General features: G+C 72.2%; 18 protein-coding genes. 4 read left to right on the forward strand and 14 right to left on the reverse strand.

The features are described from left to right. Positions 1-6 precede the first annotated feature (6 nt). Genes Scani_RS17385 through Scani_RS17405 form a run of 5 tightly spaced genes read right to left on the reverse strand, consistent with a single transcriptional unit; the run spans position 7 to position 5,729 of the window. Positions 7-1,293, reverse strand: coding sequence for an MFS transporter (locus tag Scani_RS17385; protein WP_159476846.1), 1,287 nt, complete (start codon positions 1,291-1,293; stop codon positions 7-9). Then, positions 1,290-2,420 (reverse strand): dipeptide epimerase, encoded by a 1,131-nt coding sequence (locus Scani_RS17390; RefSeq protein WP_159476849.1) that lies wholly within the window; start codon positions 2,418-2,420, stop codon positions 1,290-1,292. The genes Scani_RS17385 and Scani_RS17390 overlap by 4 nt, the downstream gene beginning before the upstream one ends. Next, the gene (locus Scani_RS17395) at positions 2,417-3,613 is read right to left on the reverse strand and encodes a PLP-dependent cysteine synthase family protein (RefSeq protein WP_281391952.1); all 1,197 of its coding nucleotides are present in this window, start codon (positions 3,611-3,613) and stop codon (positions 2,417-2,419) included. Before Scani_RS17395 ends, Scani_RS17390 begins: the two co-directional genes overlap by 4 nt. Continuing rightward, positions 3,610-4,476 carry a Rossmann-like domain-containing protein gene (locus Scani_RS17400; RefSeq protein WP_159476852.1) on the reverse strand — a complete coding sequence of 289 codons (867 nt, stop codon included), beginning with the start codon at positions 4,474-4,476 and terminating at the stop codon, positions 3,610-3,612. The genes Scani_RS17395 and Scani_RS17400 overlap by 4 nt, the downstream gene beginning before the upstream one ends. Continuing rightward, entirely contained in the window at positions 4,473-5,729 is a 1,257-nt protein-coding gene (locus Scani_RS17405) for an ATP-grasp domain-containing protein (protein WP_174872716.1), read from the reverse strand. The genes Scani_RS17400 and Scani_RS17405 overlap by 4 nt, the downstream gene beginning before the upstream one ends. Before the next feature lie 170 nt (positions 5,730-5,899). Between Scani_RS17405 and Scani_RS17410 the strand changes: the two genes are divergently transcribed. Continuing rightward, positions 5,900-7,387, forward strand: coding sequence for an alpha/beta hydrolase (locus Scani_RS17410; protein ID WP_246295950.1), 1,488 nt, complete (start codon positions 5,900-5,902; stop codon positions 7,385-7,387). Between the two features lie 89 nt (positions 7,388-7,476). Here the strand turns inward: Scani_RS17410 and Scani_RS17415 are convergent, their stop codons facing one another. From Scani_RS17415 to Scani_RS17435, 5 genes are all read right to left on the reverse strand, one after another. Next, entirely contained in the window at positions 7,477-8,127 is a 651-nt protein-coding gene (locus Scani_RS17415; protein WP_159476855.1) for a CatB-related O-acetyltransferase, read from the reverse strand. A 196-nt stretch (positions 8,128-8,323) separates the two neighbouring features. Continuing rightward, positions 8,324-9,556 (reverse strand): cytochrome P450, encoded by a 1,233-nt coding sequence (locus Scani_RS17420; RefSeq protein WP_159476877.1) that lies wholly within the window; start codon positions 9,554-9,556, stop codon positions 8,324-8,326. A 35-nt stretch (positions 9,557-9,591) separates the two neighbouring features. Continuing rightward, positions 9,592-10,956, reverse strand: a complete 1,365-nt coding sequence (locus Scani_RS17425) for an NAD(P)/FAD-dependent oxidoreductase (protein WP_159476880.1) — start codon at positions 10,954-10,956, stop codon at positions 9,592-9,594. Beyond that, positions 10,946-11,155 carry a ferredoxin gene (locus tag Scani_RS17430; RefSeq protein WP_159476883.1) on the reverse strand — a complete coding sequence of 70 codons (210 nt, stop codon included), beginning with the start codon at positions 11,153-11,155 and terminating at the stop codon, positions 10,946-10,948. The genes Scani_RS17425 and Scani_RS17430 overlap by 11 nt, the downstream gene beginning before the upstream one ends. Positions 11,156-11,280: 125 nt before the next feature. After that, entirely contained in the window at positions 11,281-12,060 is a 780-nt protein-coding gene (locus tag Scani_RS17435; protein ID WP_159476885.1) for a hypothetical protein, read from the reverse strand. A gap of 472 nt (positions 12,061-12,532) precedes the next feature. On the opposite strand from Scani_RS17435, the gene Scani_RS17440 reads away from it, so the two are divergent. Together Scani_RS17440 and gntA are read left to right on the forward strand one after the other, a co-directional pair. After that, positions 12,533-13,138 carry a hypothetical protein gene (locus Scani_RS17440; RefSeq protein ID WP_159476887.1) on the forward strand — a complete coding sequence of 202 codons (606 nt, stop codon included), beginning with the start codon at positions 12,533-12,535 and terminating at the stop codon, positions 13,136-13,138. Between the two features lie 479 nt (positions 13,139-13,617). Next, the gene (gene gntA / locus Scani_RS17445) at positions 13,618-14,295 is read left to right on the forward strand and encodes a guanitoxin biosynthesis heme-dependent pre-guanitoxin N-hydroxylase GntA (protein ID WP_159476889.1); all 678 of its coding nucleotides are present in this window, start codon (positions 13,618-13,620) and stop codon (positions 14,293-14,295) included. A 149-nt stretch (positions 14,296-14,444) separates the two neighbouring features. On the opposite strand, the gene Scani_RS17450 is transcribed toward gntA, so the two are convergent. Further along, positions 14,445-15,101: a DUF2238 domain-containing protein gene (locus Scani_RS17450; RefSeq protein WP_159476891.1), complete on the reverse strand. Its 657-nt coding sequence runs from the start codon at positions 15,099-15,101 to the stop codon at positions 14,445-14,447. Between the two features lie 310 nt (positions 15,102-15,411). Here Scani_RS17450 and Scani_RS17455 point away from each other — a divergent pair, with 310 nt between their 5' ends. Continuing rightward, positions 15,412-16,053 carry an HAD family hydrolase gene (locus tag Scani_RS17455; RefSeq protein ID WP_246295951.1) on the forward strand — a complete coding sequence of 214 codons (642 nt, stop codon included), beginning with the start codon at positions 15,412-15,414 and terminating at the stop codon, positions 16,051-16,053. Between the two features lie 111 nt (positions 16,054-16,164). Here Scani_RS17455 and Scani_RS17460 read toward each other — a convergent pair whose 3' ends face one another. The 3 genes from Scani_RS17460 to Scani_RS17470 all read right to left on the reverse strand — a co-directional run bounded on the left by Scani_RS17460 (position 16,165) and on the right by Scani_RS17470 (position 18,083). Next, on the reverse strand, positions 16,165-16,893 hold the full coding sequence (locus Scani_RS17460; RefSeq protein WP_159476893.1) for an alpha/beta fold hydrolase: 729 nt from the start codon (positions 16,891-16,893) through the stop codon (positions 16,165-16,167). 61 nt (positions 16,894-16,954) lie between these two features. Further along, positions 16,955-17,161, reverse strand: coding sequence for a DUF2180 family protein (locus Scani_RS17465; protein ID WP_159476895.1), 207 nt, complete (start codon positions 17,159-17,161; stop codon positions 16,955-16,957). Between the two features lie 298 nt (positions 17,162-17,459). After that, on the reverse strand, positions 17,460-18,083 hold the full coding sequence (locus Scani_RS17470) for a histidine phosphatase family protein (protein WP_159476897.1): 624 nt from the start codon (positions 18,081-18,083) through the stop codon (positions 17,460-17,462). Between the last annotated feature and the right edge of the window lie 482 nt (positions 18,084-18,565).

Here is an 18,565-nt window from a genome sequence, read left to right on the forward strand (position 1 = left end):
GTGGTGTCACGCCCTTCCCGCGGTCGTGGCCGTCGTCGGCGTCGCCGGCTCCCCGGTGGTTCGTCCCGGCAGGCCCCGCAGGCGGTGCAGCCAGGCGACCCCGGCGGCGGAGAGGAGCCCGAAGGCCAGGCAGCACGCCCAGGGCAGCCACGGCGTACGGGTGTGCTCCCCGGTGTCCATGGCCCGGCCGACGACGGTGTTGCCCACCGCGGCGGCGATGCCGGAGACCACGTAGAAGAGCCCGAAGTAGGTGCCGGTGAGCTCGGCGCGGCCGAAGGCGGGGATCAGCTCCAGCACGAACGGCTGGGCGATCATCACGCCGAGGTAGAGGAGCAGCACCCCGGCCAGCACGGGCAGTGCGTGCAGCGCGGCGGCGCCGAAGCCCTCGGGCGGCGGGGCCGGGCCGGCGACGGCCATCGGCGGGAGGAAGGCGAGTCCCATCAGGGCGAGGCCGGCGCAGATCCACCGTGCCCGGTCGCCGCGTCCCTTGAGGGCGCGGGTGATCCGCATCTGGAGCGAGAGGTTGGCGACGGTGCCGACGAGGAAGACGAGGCCGGCCGCGCCGTCCCAGCCGGTTGCCCGCCGGGCGCCGTCGGGCAGCAGCAGATACAGCTGGTTCTGCAGGGTGAACATCCCGACCATGGCCAGGGCGAAGGCCAGGAAGACGCGGTTGCCGAGCACTTCGCGCCAGTCGCCGAGGACACTGTTCGCGGCCGGGGGGACCGTGCAGGTGGGCAGCACCACGGCCTGGGCGATGGTGAGCAGGGCGAAGAGGGCGGCGGCGGTGAGGGCCGCGGCCCGGAAGTCGACGAGCAGCAGGGCGCTGCCGAGCAGCGGTCCGACCAGGGCACCGGTGGTCGCGAAGACGTTGAAGAGGGCGAACGCCTCGGCCTTGCGGTCGCCCGCCTCCTGCGCGAGGTAGGCGCGGACCGCGGGGTTGAACAGCGCGCCGGCCAGCCCGCTGAGCACGGAAGCGGCGACGAGGACGGCCAGGCCGTCGCCGAGCGCGAAGAGCCCGAAGCCGACGGTGCGCAGTGCGCAGCCGGCGATGATGACCCCACGTGCCCCCAGCCGGTCGGAGGCCGATCCGCCGATGAGGAAGAGTCCTTGCTGGCTCAGATTGCGGACGCCGAGCACGATGCCGACGACCGCGGCGGACATCCCCAGGTCCTCCCCCAGGTGCACGGCGAGGTACGGGATGAGCAGATAGAAGCCGGTGTTGACGCCGAGCTGGTTGACCAGCAGCAGTCGGATGGCGAACGGGAACCGGCGCATCTCGTGCCGGATCTTCACTGCGCCGCCTCCGCACCGCGGACCGGTTCCGGAGCCGCGTCGCCGGGTGCCCCCGGCCCCGTTGCCGCCTCGTCCGGCGGTGCGCCGCTGTCCATCGGCCGTACGCCGAGGCCCGGTTGCCGGCCGGCCTGCACGGTGCCGTCGGTGCCGCCGATCCCGGTCCAGGGGTCGTGGGCCAGCAGCAGGTGACCGTCGAGATCGACCCACCGGGCCCGGTCGGCGAGGTGGACGGCGGGGGCGAGGCCGAGGGAGCTGGCCGTGAGACAGCCGAGCATCAGCTCGGTGCCGCTGCCGGCGATCAGGTCGGCGATGCGCAGCGCGGCGGTGACGCCGCCGCATTTGGCGAGCTTGACGTTGATGCCGTGCACCCGGCCGGCCAGCCGCCGGGCGTCGTCGAGGCCGACCGCGTCCTCGTCGGCGATGACCGGGAGCGGCGAGCGTGCGGCGAGCCGGGCCAGTGCCTCGGGGTCGCCGGGGGCGAGCGGCTGCTCGACGGCCTCGATCCCGAGGTCCGCGTAGCGGGGCAGCAGGGCCGCTGCCAGGGCCGGGGTCCAGGCGCCGTTGGGGTCGAGCAACAGCCGGGCGTGCGGCGCGGCGCGGCGTACGGCGCGTACCCGGTCGAGGTCGTCCTCGGGGTCCGGGGCACCGGCCTTGAGCTTGAGGACGGAGAAGCCCTGCCGTGCCAGCCGCTCCGCCCGTTCCGCGGCCGCGCGGCACGAGGTGATGCCGAGGGTACGGGCGGTGGCGGCGCGTGGCACCCCGGTGCTGCCGAGCAGCCGGTGCACGGGGACGCCGGCGCGCTTGCCGACGAGGTCGAGCAGTGCGGACTCCACCGCCGCGGTCACCGCCGCGGGCGTGCCGGGTGCGGGCAGATCGCCCGCGCGCAGGGCGTCGAGTGCGCTCTCGGGGCCGGCGCAGCGGGCGAGTTCCCGTGCCGTCCCGTTCAGCAGCCGGGAGAGGGTGGCGGCGTCCAGGCCGTAGTAGGTGCTGGTGACGGCCTCTCCGTAGCCGCGGAGGCCGTGGTGTTCGAGGGTGAGCCATACGGCGTCGCGGGCCGCCATCGTGGAGCGGGATATGCGCAGCGGCTCGGTGAGTTCGAGTCGTACGGTGCGCTGACTGACCTTCACGGGGCTTCTTTCCGGGTGGTGCGGCGGGTGGGGCGGGACGAACCGGTGGCGGGTGTACGGGCGGGGCGCGGGCCGGGCGTCGCGGGGAGCGGGGCGGCCGGAGGGGCCGGGTGGTCGCCGTCCGCGGCAGGGGGCGCGAGCGGGTCGGCGACCGTCCGGCACCGGGTCCACCCGGTCGCCTCCGCCGCCTGCGGGTGCGGGATCTCGACCGGCCGGGTGGCGGCACGGGCGAGGTCCAGGCCGTGGGCGGTGGCGAAGTCGTCGTCGTAGACGCTGTCGAGGTAGCGCTGCGGCCCGTCCGGGAAGACCGTGGCGACCACGGCTCCGGGATGGACGCGGGCGGCCCATGCGGCGACGAGCGCGACGGCGCCGGTGCTCCAGCCGCCGCTGACGAAGTTGCCGGCGGCGAGCCTGCGGCAGGCGTCGGCGGACTCGGCCGGGCCGACCCAGTGCACCTCGTCGAACGCGTCGTAGGCGACATTGCGCGGGTGGATGCTGCTGCCGAGTCCGCGCATCAGCCGGGCCCTGGCGGGCTGGCCGAAGATCGTGGATCCGGTGGCGTCCACCCCGATCAGCCGCAGGTGCGGCCAGTGCCGGCGCAGCGGGGCGACGACTCCGGCGCTGTGGCCTCCGGTGCCGACGCTGCACACCAAGACGTCGAGGTGGTCCAGTTCGGCTGCCATTTCGGCGGCGAGGGAACCGTAACCGGCCACGTTGTCGGGGTTGTTGTACTGGTCGGGCCAGTAGGCGCCGGGGAGTTCGGTGAGCAGGTGTCGCAGCCGGGCCAGCCGGGCGGCCTGCCAGCCGCCCTCGGCCGCGGGCCGGTCGGCCAGTTCGAGCCGGGCCCCGTAGGTCCGCAGCAGGCGGCGCATCGAGGGCTCCAGCTCGGTGTCGCCGACCAGGACGACCGGGTGGCCGAGCGCCTGTCCCGCGAAGGCGAGGCCGATGCCGAGGGTGCCGGAGGTGGACTCCACGACGGGCGCACCGGAGCGCAGTTCGCCGCGCTCCCTGGCGCCGAGCAGCATGGAGACGGCGGCTCGCGCCTTCATGCCGCCCGCGCCGAGCCCTTCGAGCTTGGCCCAGAAGCCGGGGTGCGGGCAGGGCAGGTCGGTGGTGACCCGGGCGAGCGGGGTGCGGCCGAGCAGAGCGAGGAGGTCCCGGTTGCCGGTGGGACGGGCCACGGCGGTGGTCACCGGGCGGCTCCCGGTGCCGTGGCGCGGTAGCGGTGGACGAGCCCCGGTCCGCCGTCGAGCCAGAAGAACGGGTAGGGCTCCGCACACACCGCGCTCACCCCCGAGCCCAGGAACCGCGGCAGCACCGCGCTACCGGTCTGGGCGAACATCACCAGCGGTTTGCCGTGCCGCAGCGCGTGTTCCCGCAGCGGCTCGAAGCTGCCGTTGCCGAGCGTCATCCCGGAGGCGAGGACCGCGTCGCAGCGCTCCAACTCGGCGAGCGCATCGGTGTGTACGGGCTCGCCCCACTCCGTCGTGCCTCCCTTGAGGTCGCACGGCACGTATGACAGGTCCCGCTCCCGCAGCGCCTCCAGCAGCGAGTTGACCACGCCGATCACGAGCACCCGGGCGCCGGGCGCGGCGTCGACCAGGCCGGTGACGGCCCGTGCCCTGGCCCGCGACTTCCGCAGCGACGATCCGGCCGGCAGCGACCAGGGCCGCGCGCCGTTCGCGGGCGTGTGCGGGCGGGCCTGCATCAGGTACGCGTCGAGGGCGGCCACCCGCACCGGGCGCAGCTCGTGCTCCAGGAGGCGGGCGAGGTCCGCGCCGACGCAGTCCTCGACGGCCGTGTCCGGCAGCTCACCGGGCTCCACCGCGCAGGAGCCGACCGCCGCCGCGAGCCGCAGGCTCAGCACTTCGTTGCGGTAGCCCCCGCCGCGGCCCTCGTGGCGCACGGCCTGTCGGGTGCTGAAGGCGACGGCGATCCGCTGGGTCCGCGGGTCGGGCCCGAACTCGCCGCCGAGGACGCGGGCCACGAGGTCGTCGTACGAAGCGGCAGGAGCCGGGGCGTCGACGGCCGGGGGGCGGCTGACGATCGGGTTCACCGGTTCACCACCCGCGGATGCAGCTCGGACAGCAGCGACTCGACGCGCCGGCGCGCGGCCGGGCCTTCGGCGTCACCGGCCATGACATGCCCCAGGTACGTGTTGTTGCTGCCGGCCTCCTTGACCGCCGTACCGGGCGCGGCGAGCTGGAGCTCCAGCACTCCCGGTGCCGCGCGCACGAGGTCCGCGCCGTCCACCGCCTCCAGTACGCCCACGGTCCGCGGCACCAGGAACCCGATGGCCGCGCTGCGCAGTCCGGTCTCCCTTTCGCGCAGGTCGGGCCGCTGTCCCAGGGCCACGTCCACGGCGGCCGCGGCGGTGTCGATGCCGGTGACATGGCGGATCAGTTCGGTGATGCGGTTGCCCGCCGGCCGGGGGTTGACCTCGACCAGGCGCGGTCCGTCCGGCGTCAGCTTGATCTCGGTGTGCGCCACCACGCCGTCGAGTCCGAGCGCCTCGATCGCCCGGACGGCCGTCTCCTGCGCGGCCGCCGCATCGGCGGCCGGCAGCGCCGCGGGGAACATATGGCCGGTCTCGATGAAGGCCGGCTCCCCGCCCACGCTCTTGTCGGTCACCCCGATCACTTGGGTGCTGCCGTCGAACGTGACGGTCTCGACGCTGACTTCGGGGCCGTGGAGCAGCCCTTCGAGGAGGACCAGGGGTGCCCTGCGCTGACCGCGGGCGTTGACGGGAAAGGCGTCGAGCGCACGGTAGGCGCGGGTCAGCTCCGCTTCGTCGTCGACGCGTCGTACGAACATCCCCGCGCACAGGTCGACCGGCTTCAGCACCAGCGGATAGCCGATCTCCGCGGCCGCGGCGGCGGCTTCGGAGCGGTCCGCGCAGACCGCGAAGCGCGGCCCGGGTACTCCCGCGGCGGCGAGCCGTTCCCGGGTGGCGTCCTTGCGGCAGGCGTTCTCGACCGCTTCGGGCGCCGGGCCGGGCAGCCCGAGGCGGGCGGCGATCCGGGCGGCCGTCGGGAGGTAGTAGTCGCAGGAGGTGAGCACCCCGTCGAAACCGAGCGCGGGGTGCAGCCGCGCGATGTACGGCAGCAGGGTGTCGAGGTCATTGGTGTCGGCGGTCAGCACATGGCGGGCGCCGAGCAGGGGGTGGGCGGTGCCCTCGGGCGCGGTGCGCAGGTAGTGGTGCAGATCGCGGGTGAGGAAGGTGAACTCGTGTCCGCCCTCGCGGATCGCGCGTGGGAGCAGCCTGCTCATCGCTCCGACCCAGCTCTCGACCATCAGCAGATGAGCCACGGTTTCCCTTCTTCGCAGGCGTTGTCCGCGCAGAGCGGCGGTTTTTGACGGTGTGGCGGTGCCGTGACGAGGCCCGCCCGGCTTGACCGGCTCATACTGTAAACGATAATCATTTTCATCGCCACCATGTTCAGCGGCACCCTCCGCCGCCCCTCCCGAAGGCGAGATCCGTGATTCCTGCCGTACACCGCACCGGCCTGCTCTGCGCCCTGACGGCCACCGCCGCCCTGCTCCCGGCGGCTCCCGTACACGCCGCTCCCCCGGCATCCGTGCTCCACTTCGGCGCCTGTCCGGACTCCGTGCCGACGCCGCCCGCCCCCGCCCGCGTCGAATGCGGCCACCTGAGCGTGCTGCTGGACCGCAGTCGCCCGGACGGCGCACACCTCCGCATCGCGGTCTCCCGTGTCCGCGCGTCCGGACCGGCCTCCGAGCGGCGCGGCGTCCTGCTGGTCAACCCGGGCGGGCCCGGTGGCTCGGGCCTGCCCTACGCCGTCACCAAGCGCGCCAAACTGCCAGAGCGGGTACGGCGCGCGTACGACGTGATCGGCTTCGACCCGCGCGGCGCCGGCGCGAGCGCGCCCGCGGACTGCGGGCCGATGGGCGGCCTCTTCGACGCCCCCGGACCGGACCCGGTCCCGGAGAACAGGACGGCCGAGACGGCCTACCTCGGCACCCTCCGCCGGACCGCGGACGACTGCGCCCGGCACGTCGCCGACGCCCTGCCGCATCTGTCGACCACCGAGACCGCCCGGGACATGGACGCCCTGCGTGCGGCCCTCGGCGAACCCCGGATCGGCTTCCTCGGCGTCTCGTACGGCAGCTATCTCGGCGCCGCCTACGCCGCCCTCTTCCCGCACCGGGTCGGCCGGATGGTGCTGGACAGCGTCGTCGGCCCCTGGGCGTGGTACGACTTCGACCTGCTGCAGAGCCGGGCCCTGCTGCGCCAGCGGGCGGTGTTCTTCGCCTGGGCCGCCCGGCACCACAAGCGCTTCGAACTCGGTGCCGACGGCGCGGCGGTGCGCACCGCGTACCAGCGGGTGCGTGACGGGCTCGCGACGCACCCCGTGGACGGCTTCGGTGCGGCCGAGTTCGACCGCGCCGTGTACCGGGCGCTGGGCCGCACCGAGCGCTGGGCGGGCCTCGCCGACGGCCTGCGGGCGTATCTGCGCGACGGGACCACCGGTCCGCTGCGCCCGGCGGAGCCCTTCGACGACGCCGCCTCACGTACGTACGAAGCCGCCAACCGCGCGGTCAAATGCGCGGACGGTCCCGCTCCCACGCCGGCCCGCATCACGGCCGGCATACGGCGGATGCGACGACTCGACCCCCAGCCGGTACTCACCGGCATGGAGGCCTCGGTGTGCGCCTACTGGCACCACCGGCCCCCGCACCGTACGCCGCTCGGCGGCCCCGACACCCCGCCGGTCCTGCTGATCGCCTCCACCCACGATCCCGTCACCCCCATCCGAGGCGCCCGGGCGCTGCAACGACGACTGCCCGGCTCACGCCTGGTCGCCCTGCACGACGACTACTCGCACGGGGTGTTCGCCAGCCGGGGCAACACCTGCGTGGACGGTACGGCCGCGGCGTACCTGCTCGACGGAACCCTTCCGCGAGCCGACGTGCACTGCATGGGGCCCGGACTGCCCCAGCCGTGAACTCCCCTTCTTCACATCGGAGTTGACTCGGCTCCCGACGAACGAACCACCCCGGGCCGACCCCGGAGCGAGCCGGCTCCGGAGCCCGGTCACCGCTTCCCGGGCCGGGCCGCCTCCAGCTCGTCGATGCTGCCGGACATGACCGCCGGGAGGTGCTCGGTGAGGTGCTCGACCGGCCAGTCCCACCAGGCCAGCGCCAGCAGCCTGGCGATGTCCGCGTCGTCGAAGCGGCGCCGGATGAGGCGGGCGGGGTTGCCGCCGACGACCCCGTAGTCCGGCACATCATCGACCACGACGGAACCGGACGCGATGACCGCGCCGTGACCGATGCGGACTCCGGGCATCACCATGGCCCGGTACCCGAACCAGACATCGTTGCCGACCACGGTGTCGCCCCGGCCGGGCAGCCCGGTGATCAGGTCGAAGTGCGCGGCCCAGGAACCGCCCATGATCGGGAAAGGGAACGTCGAGGGGCCGTCCATACGGTGATTGGCCCCGTTCATCACGAACCGCACGCCCTCCCCCAGCGCACAGAACTTCCCGATGACCAGCTTCTCCGGCCCGTAGTGGTACAGCACATTGCGGGTCTCGAACGCCGTCGGGTCGTCCGGATCGTCGTAGTAGGAGAACTCCCCCACCTCGATCAACGGCGAGGTCACCAGCGGCTTCAACAGCACCACCCGCGGCTGCCCGGGCATCGGATGCAACACGGTCGGATCGGCAGGAACGGCAGGCACCATGAAGCTTCCTCACGACGTGGACGAACGAGCCCACCCATGATCGCAACCCGCTCCAGAGCCGGGCCATCCATTTCCGCGCCGGAGCGGTCGCCGACGGGATCGCATATCACCGCAGGTCCGGGAGCAGTGCCGGTGACGCCACCGGCCTGCCCTACGACTACGCCACCCTGGGACCGGGCAGCCCCGAGAACCCGCCCTACCGGCCCCGTTGGGCATCGTCCCGGCCGGGTGCGAGGAGCAGGTGGCGGGGGCCGCGCAGGACGGGGCTGCGGCGGTAGGGAGGCGGGTCCTCGACCAGACGGGGCGTGTCGAGGTGCTGGATGAGTTCGTGGAGGGCGATCTGCGCCTCCAGACGGGCGAGCGGGGCGCCGAAGCAGTTGTGGATGCCGCTGCCGAAGCCGAGGTGCTGGTTGTCCTCGCGGGTCGGGTCGAAGCGGTCGGGGTCACAAAACCGCCGGGGGTCGCGGTTGCCGGACGCGAGCATCAGGATCAGGGGCGCGCCCTTCGGGACGGTGACGCCCGCGACCTCGATATCGGCCAGCGGCGTGCGCTGCGGGAGCATCTGGACGGGCGGCTCGTAGCGCAGCAGTTCCTCCACCGCCCGGGGCATCAGGGCGGGTTCGCCGCGCAGGCGGGCCAGCTCATCGGGGTGGCGCAGCAGGGTGAGGACCCCGTTGGTGATCAGGTTGACGGTGGTCTCGTGACCCGCGATGAGCAGCAGCACGGACGTGGTCATGATTTCGAGCGGCGTCAGCTGCCCGTCGGCGCTGTCGCTGACGAAGGCGGAGAGCATGTCGTCCGACGGATGGGCCCGGCGCTTCTCCGCGAGCTCGCCGAGATACAGGCCCATCTCCTTCCGGGCCTCGGCCGCGGCCCGCGGACGCTCTGTGGGGTCCTCCCCCGGTGTGGGGTCGATCCCCGCGACGATGGCGTCCGACCAGGCACGGAACCGTGGCTCGTCCTCGATGGGTACGCCCAGGAGACGGCAGATCACCGTGACGGGCAGCGGGTAGGCGAAGTCGTCGACGACGTCGATCCGTTCCTTGTCCACGAAGCCGGCGAGGAGGTCCTTGACGATCCGGGTGATCTCGTCGTGCATGCCGGCGATCCGGTCCGGCGTGTGGGGCGGGCCGAACGAGCGCATCGTCAGTCTTCGCAGCCGGTGGTGTTCGGGGTCGTCGAGTCCGATGAAGGCCGGCGGGAGCCCTTGCTCGGCGGCTGCGGTCTCGTCCGGGACGGTGCGGTTGCGGCGGTCCGAGCTGATCCGAGGGTCGTGCAGCAGGGCTTCGATCTCGTGGTAGGTCCCGACCAGGTAGCTGCCGTCCTCCTGCCGCGCCACCCCCGCCTCGCGGAGCTCGGCGTAGAACGGGTAGGGGTCGGCACGATGCGCGTAGTCGGTGATCCGGTGGAACAGGGTGTCCGCAGCCATGCGCGGGGGCTCCTCATCGCTATGGAGTGGCGGTCTCAGCGGGCCGGCTGCACCAGGGTCAGGCGTCGGTCCGGCAGATGACCGGTGAGGGCGACGGTCGGACCGTGCGACAGCGTCTTCGGATCCGGTACGTCGGAGGGGACGGGTACCGGGGACTCGATCCGGTCGGCGGCTCCCGGCGCGGGCGGGAACGGCGCTGCCGTCTCGATCAGCCGCTCGTAGTACTCCAGCGCCTTGGCCTGGTTCACGCTCACCGCCGCGGTGACGCGTCCTCGGTAGCCGTAGACGGCGACCAGCCGGGCGTCTTTGAGCGACCCCTGGGCGATGACCACCTGGTCGGAGAAGGTGGGTACGCCGACCGACTTGATGTTGAGGCCGAACTGACTGGACCAGAACGCCGGTACGGTCAGGTGCGGGCGTCTGCGTGGCCCCGGGTTGACCATGTTGTGGGCCGCGACCTCGGCCTGGGCCACCGCATTGCCCCAGTGCTCCAGGGAGAGCAACTGGTACTCGAAGAGCGGGTGCGGGAAGCGGGCCACATCACCGGCGGCGAAGACGTCGTCGGTGACGATCCCGTACATGTCGAAGGCACGGCACCCCGCGTCGCAGGTCACTCCTCGTGGGCCCGCGGCAAGTCCCGACTCGGCCAGCCACTCGGTGTTGCGGACCGCCCCGAGGGCCACCACGGCGACGTCCGCATCGATCCGGCTGCCGTCGGAGAACCGCGCGCCGGTGAGCCGCCCGTCGCCCTCCAACTCGGTGACAGTCACCCCGCAGCGCAGATCGACGCCGTGCGCGCGCTGCAGCTTCGCGGCGAGCGCACCCAGCGTGCCCCCGAGGGCACCGACCAGCGGCGCCGGACCCCGCTCCGCGACCGTCACCGCAAGACCGCGCTCCCGACAGGCGGAGGCGATCTCCGAACCGGTGAAACCGGCGCCGATGACCAGGACCCGCTCCGGCCCGGCGTCGAGACGCTCCGCAAGACGGCCGGCGTCCTCGCCGGTGCGCAGGGTGAACACCCCGTCCAAGGTGGCCTCGGCCGGCTTCGGCCAGGGCCGGGCACGGGTTCCGGTGGCGATCAGCAGCCGGTCGAAGGGCACCTTCTCGCCGTCGGCGAGGAGCACCTCTTTCCCGATCGGATCGAGCCCGATGGCGCGCACCCCGAGTCTCCACTGCGCGTCCACCCGGCGGCGCTGGGGCAGCCCCGTCCTGTCCGCCGACACCTTTCCGAGCAAGACCTGCTTCGACAACGGCGGTCTGTCATACGGGGGCTGCGGTTCCTCCCCGATCAGAGTCAGCGAGCCGACGAACCCCGCGTCACGCAGCGCCTCGGCGGCCCGCAACCCCGCGAGCGACGCACCGACGACAACGATGCGGCCTTCGCGTGGTTCACCCTGCATCGGCGCCCGCCTCCTCGCCCACGAGAATCGCCTGCACCGGACACGCGGCCGCGGCCCGGAGCACATGTTCCTGCTGGTCTTCCGGGACGGCCGGGGCGTACGACAGGGCCTCCTCGCCATGCATCGTGAACACCCGGGGAGCGAGGAAGGCGCACTGCGCATAGCCCTGACATCGATTGAGATCGACGACGATGTTCATCCCGAGCCCTCCTCCCGCCGCCACACCCGTCGGCTCCGTCCTACAACCGGTCGCGGTGCGGCGCATGCGGTGCCGGGCCATCCGAGGGGGCACCTGCGGCGAGTCACGTCCGGCCGGTCGGCGGGTCACGCCGGGCCGGGCACGGTGAAGTAGTCGTACGCGGAGGAGGCCGCCGAGCCGTCGCCGAGGCCGAAGGCCAGGACGGTGCCGTACCGGGCCCGCGCGGCCGCCACGCTCGGAGGGGCCTTGGGGACGGTCGAGCAGCGCTGGTAGATGCCGGACCCGGCCGCAGGGCACGGTGCGGGCTCCGCGACCCGGTTCGGGAGCGGCGGGCCGGGCCGGTCCCAGTCGATCCGCAGCCCCGGGGCCACGAGCGTCGGCGCGGGCAGCAGGCTGCCGTCCGGCCGTCGGCCGTGCGCACGGTGATAGTCGAGGGCATACGTCACGGTGCCGGCCGCGTAGGGCATGTCCCGCCCCTGGCCGTCCTGCGGCCCCCAGGTCGCGACGCCGGCCACGCGGATCCGGGGCAGCACGGCGGTGATGTCTCCCCGGACGCCGAAGTAGGCGACGGCCCGCATACCGCACCTGAGGACGTACGGAGAGCGGTTGCCCTCGAAGACCGAGCCGTTGTGGGGCTCGGCACAGGAGTCGGTGAGGCGCGTGAGCACATGCTCCAGGCCCTCGACAGCGGTCAGGCGCTCGATCAGGGCCCGCATCTTCCGCTCCTCCACCGCCCTGCGGGACTCCGCTCCGGGCGACGTGGCCTGCGTCCGCAGCTTCTCCTCCGACGACTCGCGGGAGCATGCCGACACCAGCCCCACCAGGACGAACACCAGCAGCAGTCCGCACGCACGGGCGCCCCGCCCACGGACTCGGCGCCCCCGGTCCGCCCCGGTCCCCTCCATCTCCCCACCTCCGACCCCACCTTTCGGTGCGGCGGGGGAAAGCGCATGAGTACCCGTACTCAGATGCCGGTCACAGGAGGCGGTCATGAGGCGTGGCTACGAGGCCGCGATGCGGAAGACGCGGTGATGAGTCCGCGGTCGTGTCGGATCCGCACGAAACCCTGACGGACCGATCCACCGGAGCAACGACTCAAAGGAGTGACAACCGGGCGGAGTTCGGCACCTTCGTTGACACTGCGTGGGACCGTGTTCACGGCCCGTATGGCTCATTCAAGTCCCTTTTCTTGACTGCAACAGAAGGGTTGGGCGGCATCCGAACACCCCGTGACCATGGGCTTGTTCGGCTGTGGAGTCGACCGTCGGCGCCCTGGGTGTGGCGATAAAAGGGTGCGGTACCGGGTTAATTGCGGAGCGAGATGAGTAACATCCAGCCAACCGCAGATCGATCAGGCAAGAGAGAGCAGGCTTTTTCATGTCAGACTCGGAATTCGCCGTGCAGGTGGCTGCGAAGCTGAAGAGCATCGCGAAGGAGATCGACGAACTGCAGAAGCTCCGGACGAAGCTGGAGGACCTCCAGCAGCACCTCGACTCGGGCCCGCGGGAAAAGGTGGCCGTGCCGCAGCCGCCGGAGGCCGACACCGCGGCGGCCAAGCCGGCGACCGTGCCCGCGGCACGACGCGCGAAGCCTGCCGCCCCGAAGGGCAAGCCGACGAAGAAGGCCCCGGCCAAGACGGCGGGCAGCGCGAAGAAGGCACGGAAGGCCACACCGGCCCGGGGCAAGGCCCGGCAGCGGAACGCCACCCGCGCCGACCGCGTTCTCGGCCTGCTCGACGAGCAGCCGCGCACGGTCACGGAGCTGACGAAGCTGCTGGCGCAGGAACACCCGGATCACACCGCACCGGAGACCGCGGTGCGCAACACCCTGGAGACCTCACTCGTCTCGAAGGGCCTGGCGCACCGCAGCAAGCAGGGACGGAGCGTCTTCTACTCCACCCCCGCCGCCCCTCAGGACGGCGCCAAGGACCGCGCAGCCGACGCCGCGGGCGCCCCTGAGGAGGCCGCGGCCGCCCGGGCCTGACCGGGATCCCGCTCCCGCCTGCCGACTGCCACTCACAGACCGAAGACGGAGCGCGCCCGGCGCGGGTCGCACCGGGCGCGAGTGGTACGAGGGGATCGCCTCGGCGACCGGCAGGCGGAGCGGTCGGGTTCCGGAGGTCGCGTCGGGGAGCGGTCGCTCACCGAGGGGCCCGGCGGCGCGGGACGTGGCGCCGCCCGGGGCCCGCCCTGGCGATCATGTGCCCGAATCTTCTGAGACGATGAAGATCGACAAGAAGCCCTGCAGGGAGAGCGAACCGTCCGGCGGCCGCGACATCACCACGGCTCGATTCGGACATATCGCCGCAAATATGGCGCTTACGCCGTCGGTGAGGGCAGTCGCAGGAGGGTGACACGGCCGAGTCTTGACGAACCGGCCCTGCCCGATCTTGACTGCCAGGGTCCCACACCGCAGGGCCCCCACCAGGGGTGTTGCCCCCCTCACCGAAGGTCACGAAACATATGACGGTTGACGCCTCCGCCGCCACCGAAGTTGATGCCGCCGCCGAAGTCGGTCGGTTCCTCCTCGGCGACGCCTTCCCCTGCTTGGCCGGCCGTTCGGCATGGCGACAGGGGGGCATTACCCATCGCCATTACACGTGGTTCGGTGATGACGAGGCGGCCCGGCAGATGGCAGCTGATCTTCAGACGTATGTGGAGGGGGTGGACTGGGCCGCCAGGCCCTTCACGAGCTTCGTGGCCACCTTCTCGGGGCCCCTGAACGTCGAGGAGGTCGAGTTCGAGACGCTGATGTGGCAGCAGCTGCAGGCCGTCCACGACTACGACAGCCTCACACACCCCTGGGCCGACGGCTACGACCGCGACCCGTCGTCCGGCGCCTTCGCGTACAGCGTCGCCGGGCACCCCTTCTTCGTGATCGGACTGCACGAGACGCACAGCCGCATCGGCCGGCGCCCGCCCTTCCCGATGCTCGCCTTCAACTCCCACGCCCAGTTCGACCGGATAAAGGCCGCGGGCCTGTGGGACCGGTTGCAGGAGAAGATCCGCAAGCAGGACATCGAGCTGCAGGGCAATATCAACCCCAACCTCGTCGAGTACGAGCAGCTCTCCGAGGCCCGGCGCTACTCGGGCCGGCGCAAGCCGGCGGACTGGGCTTGTCCCTTCTCCGCTCGGGCCTGAGGGAACGTCAGCGCGTCGCGGAGCAGGCCCCACCCCGGGGATTCCTCGCGGAGATCGGGCTGAGGACGGGGGCCGTTCGCCGTCCACCGCCCGTCCTCCCCCTTGCGCCGTACACGCGTCCCGCATGACGACAGGTTCCCGGAGCCCGGTCAGGCGGAGGCGGCCTGCCGGCCCGTGCTCCGGTCCTTCCCCCCGGTGCCGTGACGCGCGAGCTGGCGGTCGTGGACGCGGCTCAGGAGCAGCAGCGAGACGATCGCTCCGAGGAGGGCGCAGGCCATGTCCCACTGGGTGTCCCACGCGTCCCCCTGAGTGGCGAGGAACGCGTCGGCCGCATGCCCGCCGGCCAGCGCGCTCCACCACTCGATCAACTCGAAGAACGCGCTGAAGGCCAGGCACGCGCACACCGTCAGCGGGGCCAGCCAGGCGCTGCGGCGCAACGGGGAGGTGCGGACCAGGAGTTCGCGGACCAGGATGGCGGGCACGAAGCCCTGCATCAGATGCCCGATCCGGTCGTAGGGATTGCGGGAGAGGTCCAGTACGTCCTGCAGCCAGTGGCCCAAGGGGACCTCGGCGTATGTGTAGTGGCCGCCGACGATCAGGACCAGTGCGTGCACGGCGAGCAGGCAGCACAGGAGCGGGCTGAGCGGAAAGCGCCGCCACACCGCGACCAGCAGCGGCAGGCCGACCATCACCCAGCAGGTCTCCATGATCCATGTGGTCCGGTCATGGGGCTGCAGCCCCGACACCGCGAGAGCGACGAGCACCGCTACGGCCAGAGCCGGGGGAATCACGCGGGAAATGGTCATGGTGGCCTTTGCGGATCGCCGTCGGGACATCGGGTACAGGGGAAAAACGTCGGAGACATCGGGGACAGGTCTGCGCGGCGGCGCCGCGAGGCCGGACGGCATGGCCCCGGCCGTACGGCGCGTGTGCCCACCGGAGCCGTCGCCACACCGTGAGCGGCAGAAACTCTGCCGCGGGAATGCGGCACCAACGTCCCGCACCGTCCCGGTCGCGAGGAAGGCCGAGATCCGTTGGCCCGACTGCGCCGAACCCACCGCTGACGTGCACATGGCGCGTACGATCGGATGCCCCCCTACGGGAAAGGCATCCTCCATGAAGAAGACATCGGCTCGCAGAGTCACCTGGCGCACACTGCTCGCCCTGGGCGGCGCGGCAGCGTTAAGCGTGCCCCTCGCGGGAGCCGCCGCGGGCGCATCGCGCACCACCGGGGAAGGAGGGCGGGCCGGCGGGTGCGTCGTGGTGTACTTCGACCTCGGCGAAACGCTGGTACACACGGCCAAGGACAACAGCATGCGGTACATGCCGGGAGCCGCCCGGTACCTGCGTGCGCTGCGCGCCCGCCATATCCCCGTCGGCCTGATCACCAACGTGCCGTCCTCGTGGGGCTCCACCGACGCGGAACGGGCGGCGGAGTTGAAGAAGGTGATCGACAAGGACTGGGCCGACCCCACCCCGTTCGCCTGGTCGGACTTCGGCGACCGGATCTTCACCCCCCGGACCGAGGCGGAGAGAAAGCCCGCACCGGCGCTGTGGAAGCGTGCCAAGAGCGCCTCGGGCCGCTGCCGGCTGGTGTACCAGGCGGAGACGCCGGACGAGGTGCGGGCGAGCCGTTCGCTCGGGTACCTCGCCTACCAGGCGACCCGCCCCAAGTGGCCCACGTACCTGCCGGTGCCGGTGATCACCGCCCTGGCGCATCTCCCCTCATGGAACGCGACGGGCGTCAAGGAGCGTTGAGCCGCCCCGCCCGCCGAGCGGCCGATCGGGAACCGCTGACCGGCTCGTGCAGGCCGGCCTCTGCCGGCTGCCTCGTATAGGCCGGCTCGCGCAAGCCCACTCATGACGTCGTCACCTCGCCGCTGACCGGCTGTAGCCCTCCAGCCGGTCAGCCAGCTCGGCCGGGCGGGACAGCATCGGGAAGTGCCCGCCCTCCATCTCGTCGGGCGACACCCCCAGGCGCTCCGCCACCACCGTACGCAGGAACGGTGCCGGGAAGAGTCGGTCCTGACGGCACAACAGGAACCGGGTGGCGACCGGGGGCCAGGCCTCCATCGGCCAGGGGCGCGCGGCAGGGGTCTCGGCCTGCCGCCGCCAGCGGACCGCCGCCTCGGCCGCCAGTCCCGGCGGCAGGTCCTGGAAGAACGGATCCGCGGCGGAACCCGGCACAGCGGACTCGGGCAGGCCCTCCACGGCCGGGTCCGCGCCGGCCCGCTGCGCGTCCCGTCCGGCCCGTCCGACCCGGGAGTCCGGGTGACGCGTCGCCCGCCACCACTCCTTCGGTGCCTCACCCGGCAATGGCACCATCGCCGCCAGCAGCACCAGCAGGTCCACCGGCACTCGCGCACAGACCAGGGGCGCGGTGAAGCCGGCGAACGAGTGCGCCACGAGCGTCAGCCGCCTGCGGCCCGCAACCGCCTGGACGACCGCATCCGCGTACTCGTCCAGGCCGGCCGCCTCGTCCTCGCACGGCAGATCCACGCTCACCACATCACGGCCCCGGGCGCGCAGCTCCTCCTCCAGGAGATGCCAGTGCCACGAGTCGCATGCCGCACCCGGAATCAGTACGAAGGTCGTCATCGACCGCATCATGCCACCGCCGCACGCCCGGCACCCTGGCCACGACCGGATCCGGCGGGGCTCAGGCCAACTGAGTCGCGCCTCGGCAGACCGTGCACACGATGCGCCGCGCCGGCTCCGGCAAGGTGCTCTGCCCCACACCCGCTACGCGGACCACGGTCTGCGGGGCGGACCAGGCGTGCCGGTCGCACAGTGCGGCGCCACAGTTCCGGCAGATCGCCACCGCGGCGGCGTTTCCGTCGCTCGTCGCGCAGTCATAGCAGTTCATGGCACATGTCCGATCTCGTGAGGTGGGCCGACGCGGGCCCCACGGCAATGTACGTCGCGACGCATGACGGACGCGGGAAGCACGCCAGACACCCGGAGGGGGGCGCCGGCCGGAGGCTCACGGAGGTACGCAGCAGGACAGGCGTCGTGGCTGCTCGCGAGTCGGGGGCGGGCTCACCGGGCCTGCCCCCGACAGCGGCGGGGTGAGGGAGCGGCCGACCGGGCATAGCCTGGGTGCCGGAGAAGTCCCGTACGCATCCCAGGAGTTGGCCGGGCTGTGAGCGGGGGCGCCGCCGCTCTCAGGGGTGAACGTCGGGCGGGAAGCCGGTCCAGCGAAGCTCCGCGGGAAGGTGCCCCATGTCGTTGTAGAAGACCACGGAGGCGGGGCGGCCGGGCGTGTAGCGGATGACGGTCAGTGCGGCGTTGGCGTGCTGGAGACCCATCCAGCGCCACTCGGGCGCGTCGAGGGCGGCGCGGACGAGCCAGCCGATGAGGAAGTTGTGGGTGACGAGAAGTTCGTGACGCGGCTCGTCACCGGCGACCGGCCCGGCGAAGCGGGCGAGGGCCTGGCGAGCCAGCCCCGGACCGTGTTCTCGCTCCGCCGCCGGGAACTGAGCCAGGCGGCCGAGCATGCCGTCCGCGGACTCCGACGGCAGCTCCGGCCGCTGCGGCAGGTAGGGGATGTAGTCCCCGGCCAGGTCCGATACGCACCGGGGAACGTCGTCGAGCTGGGCGCAGACCAGCCGGGCGGTCTGCTCCGCCCGTGGGAGCGGACCGTGATGGCACACCGAGAGGGGTGCGCTCCGAAGCCGCTCTCCGAGCAGTACGGCCTGGCGACGGCCGCGGTCCGTCAGCTCGCTCTCGTCAGGTGAAGCCTCCCCGTGCCGCGCGAGGTAGAGGAAGCGAGTGGCCGTTTGCGTCATGAGCCGGGTCCCCCGTCGACGTACATGATGTTCATGATCTTCGGATGCCCTGGTGGACGCGGTGGCGCGCTGCATGGTTCCCACCACGAATTACCCGGTTCCGTGATATGCGTCATAGCGCATTCCGGTACTAACTAAGCCGGATAGTAGATGACGCTCCGGCGACATAGGAGACTTGTCCGTCTTGGCCTACGAATACTTCGGGCACGGGAAAGCGGCATTCGGTCCGCACCGTGCTTTTGGCCGCGCGGCGAGCACATAAGGGGTTCTGACGGGGCAACAGGAATTGCCGGAAGATCCCGAATCCTCATCAGCATGCTCCCGCACTCATGACAAGAGTCGGTCGGCACTACGAAGCGAAGTAGTAGCCGGAGTTTGTTGCCTCGTCTGCGCAGCGGCGCCAAGAATGACGAGCCGCAAGGCGTCTCCGCAGCTCAGGCGCGGGAATTGCACAGAACCGGCCGCGCCCGGGACGCTCCGCA

Origin of the sequence: Streptomyces caniferus (genome assembly GCF_009811555.1) — a bacterium.
Lineage (GTDB): Bacteria > Actinomycetota > Actinomycetes > Streptomycetales > Streptomycetaceae > Streptomyces > Streptomyces caniferus.

Coding starts and splice junctions, on each gene's coding strand:
- Scani_RS17415 (WP_159476855.1), bottom strand. CDS start 8,127: ATGGTGCCTGCCGTTCCTGCCGATCCGACCGTGTTGCATCCGATGCCC.
- Scani_RS17420 (WP_159476877.1), bottom strand. CDS start 9,556: ATGGCTGCGGACACCCTGTTCCACCGGATCACCGACTACGCGCATCGT.
- Scani_RS17425 (WP_159476880.1), bottom strand. CDS start 10,956: ATGCAGGGTGAACCACGCGAAGGCCGCATCGTTGTCGTCGGTGCGTCG.
- Scani_RS17430 (WP_159476883.1), bottom strand. CDS start 11,155: ATGAACATCGTCGTCGATCTCAATCGATGTCAGGGCTATGCGCAGTGC.
- Scani_RS17435 (WP_159476885.1), bottom strand. CDS start 12,060: ATGGAGGGGACCGGGGCGGACCGGGGGCGCCGAGTCCGTGGGCGGGGC.
- Scani_RS17440 (WP_159476887.1), top strand. CDS start 12,533: ATGTCAGACTCGGAATTCGCCGTGCAGGTGGCTGCGAAGCTGAAGAGC.
- gntA (WP_159476889.1), top strand. CDS start 13,618: ATGACGGTTGACGCCTCCGCCGCCACCGAAGTTGATGCCGCCGCCGAA.
- Scani_RS17450 (WP_159476891.1), bottom strand. CDS start 15,101: ATGACCATTTCCCGCGTGATTCCCCCGGCTCTGGCCGTAGCGGTGCTC.
- Scani_RS17455 (WP_246295951.1), top strand. CDS start 15,412: ATGAAGAAGACATCGGCTCGCAGAGTCACCTGGCGCACACTGCTCGCC.
- Scani_RS17460 (WP_159476893.1), bottom strand. CDS start 16,893: ATGACGACCTTCGTACTGATTCCGGGTGCGGCATGCGACTCGTGGCAC.
- Scani_RS17465 (WP_159476895.1), bottom strand. CDS start 17,161: ATGAACTGCTATGACTGCGCGACGAGCGACGGAAACGCCGCCGCGGTG.
- Scani_RS17470 (WP_159476897.1), bottom strand. CDS start 18,083: ATGACGCAAACGGCCACTCGCTTCCTCTACCTCGCGCGGCACGGGGAG.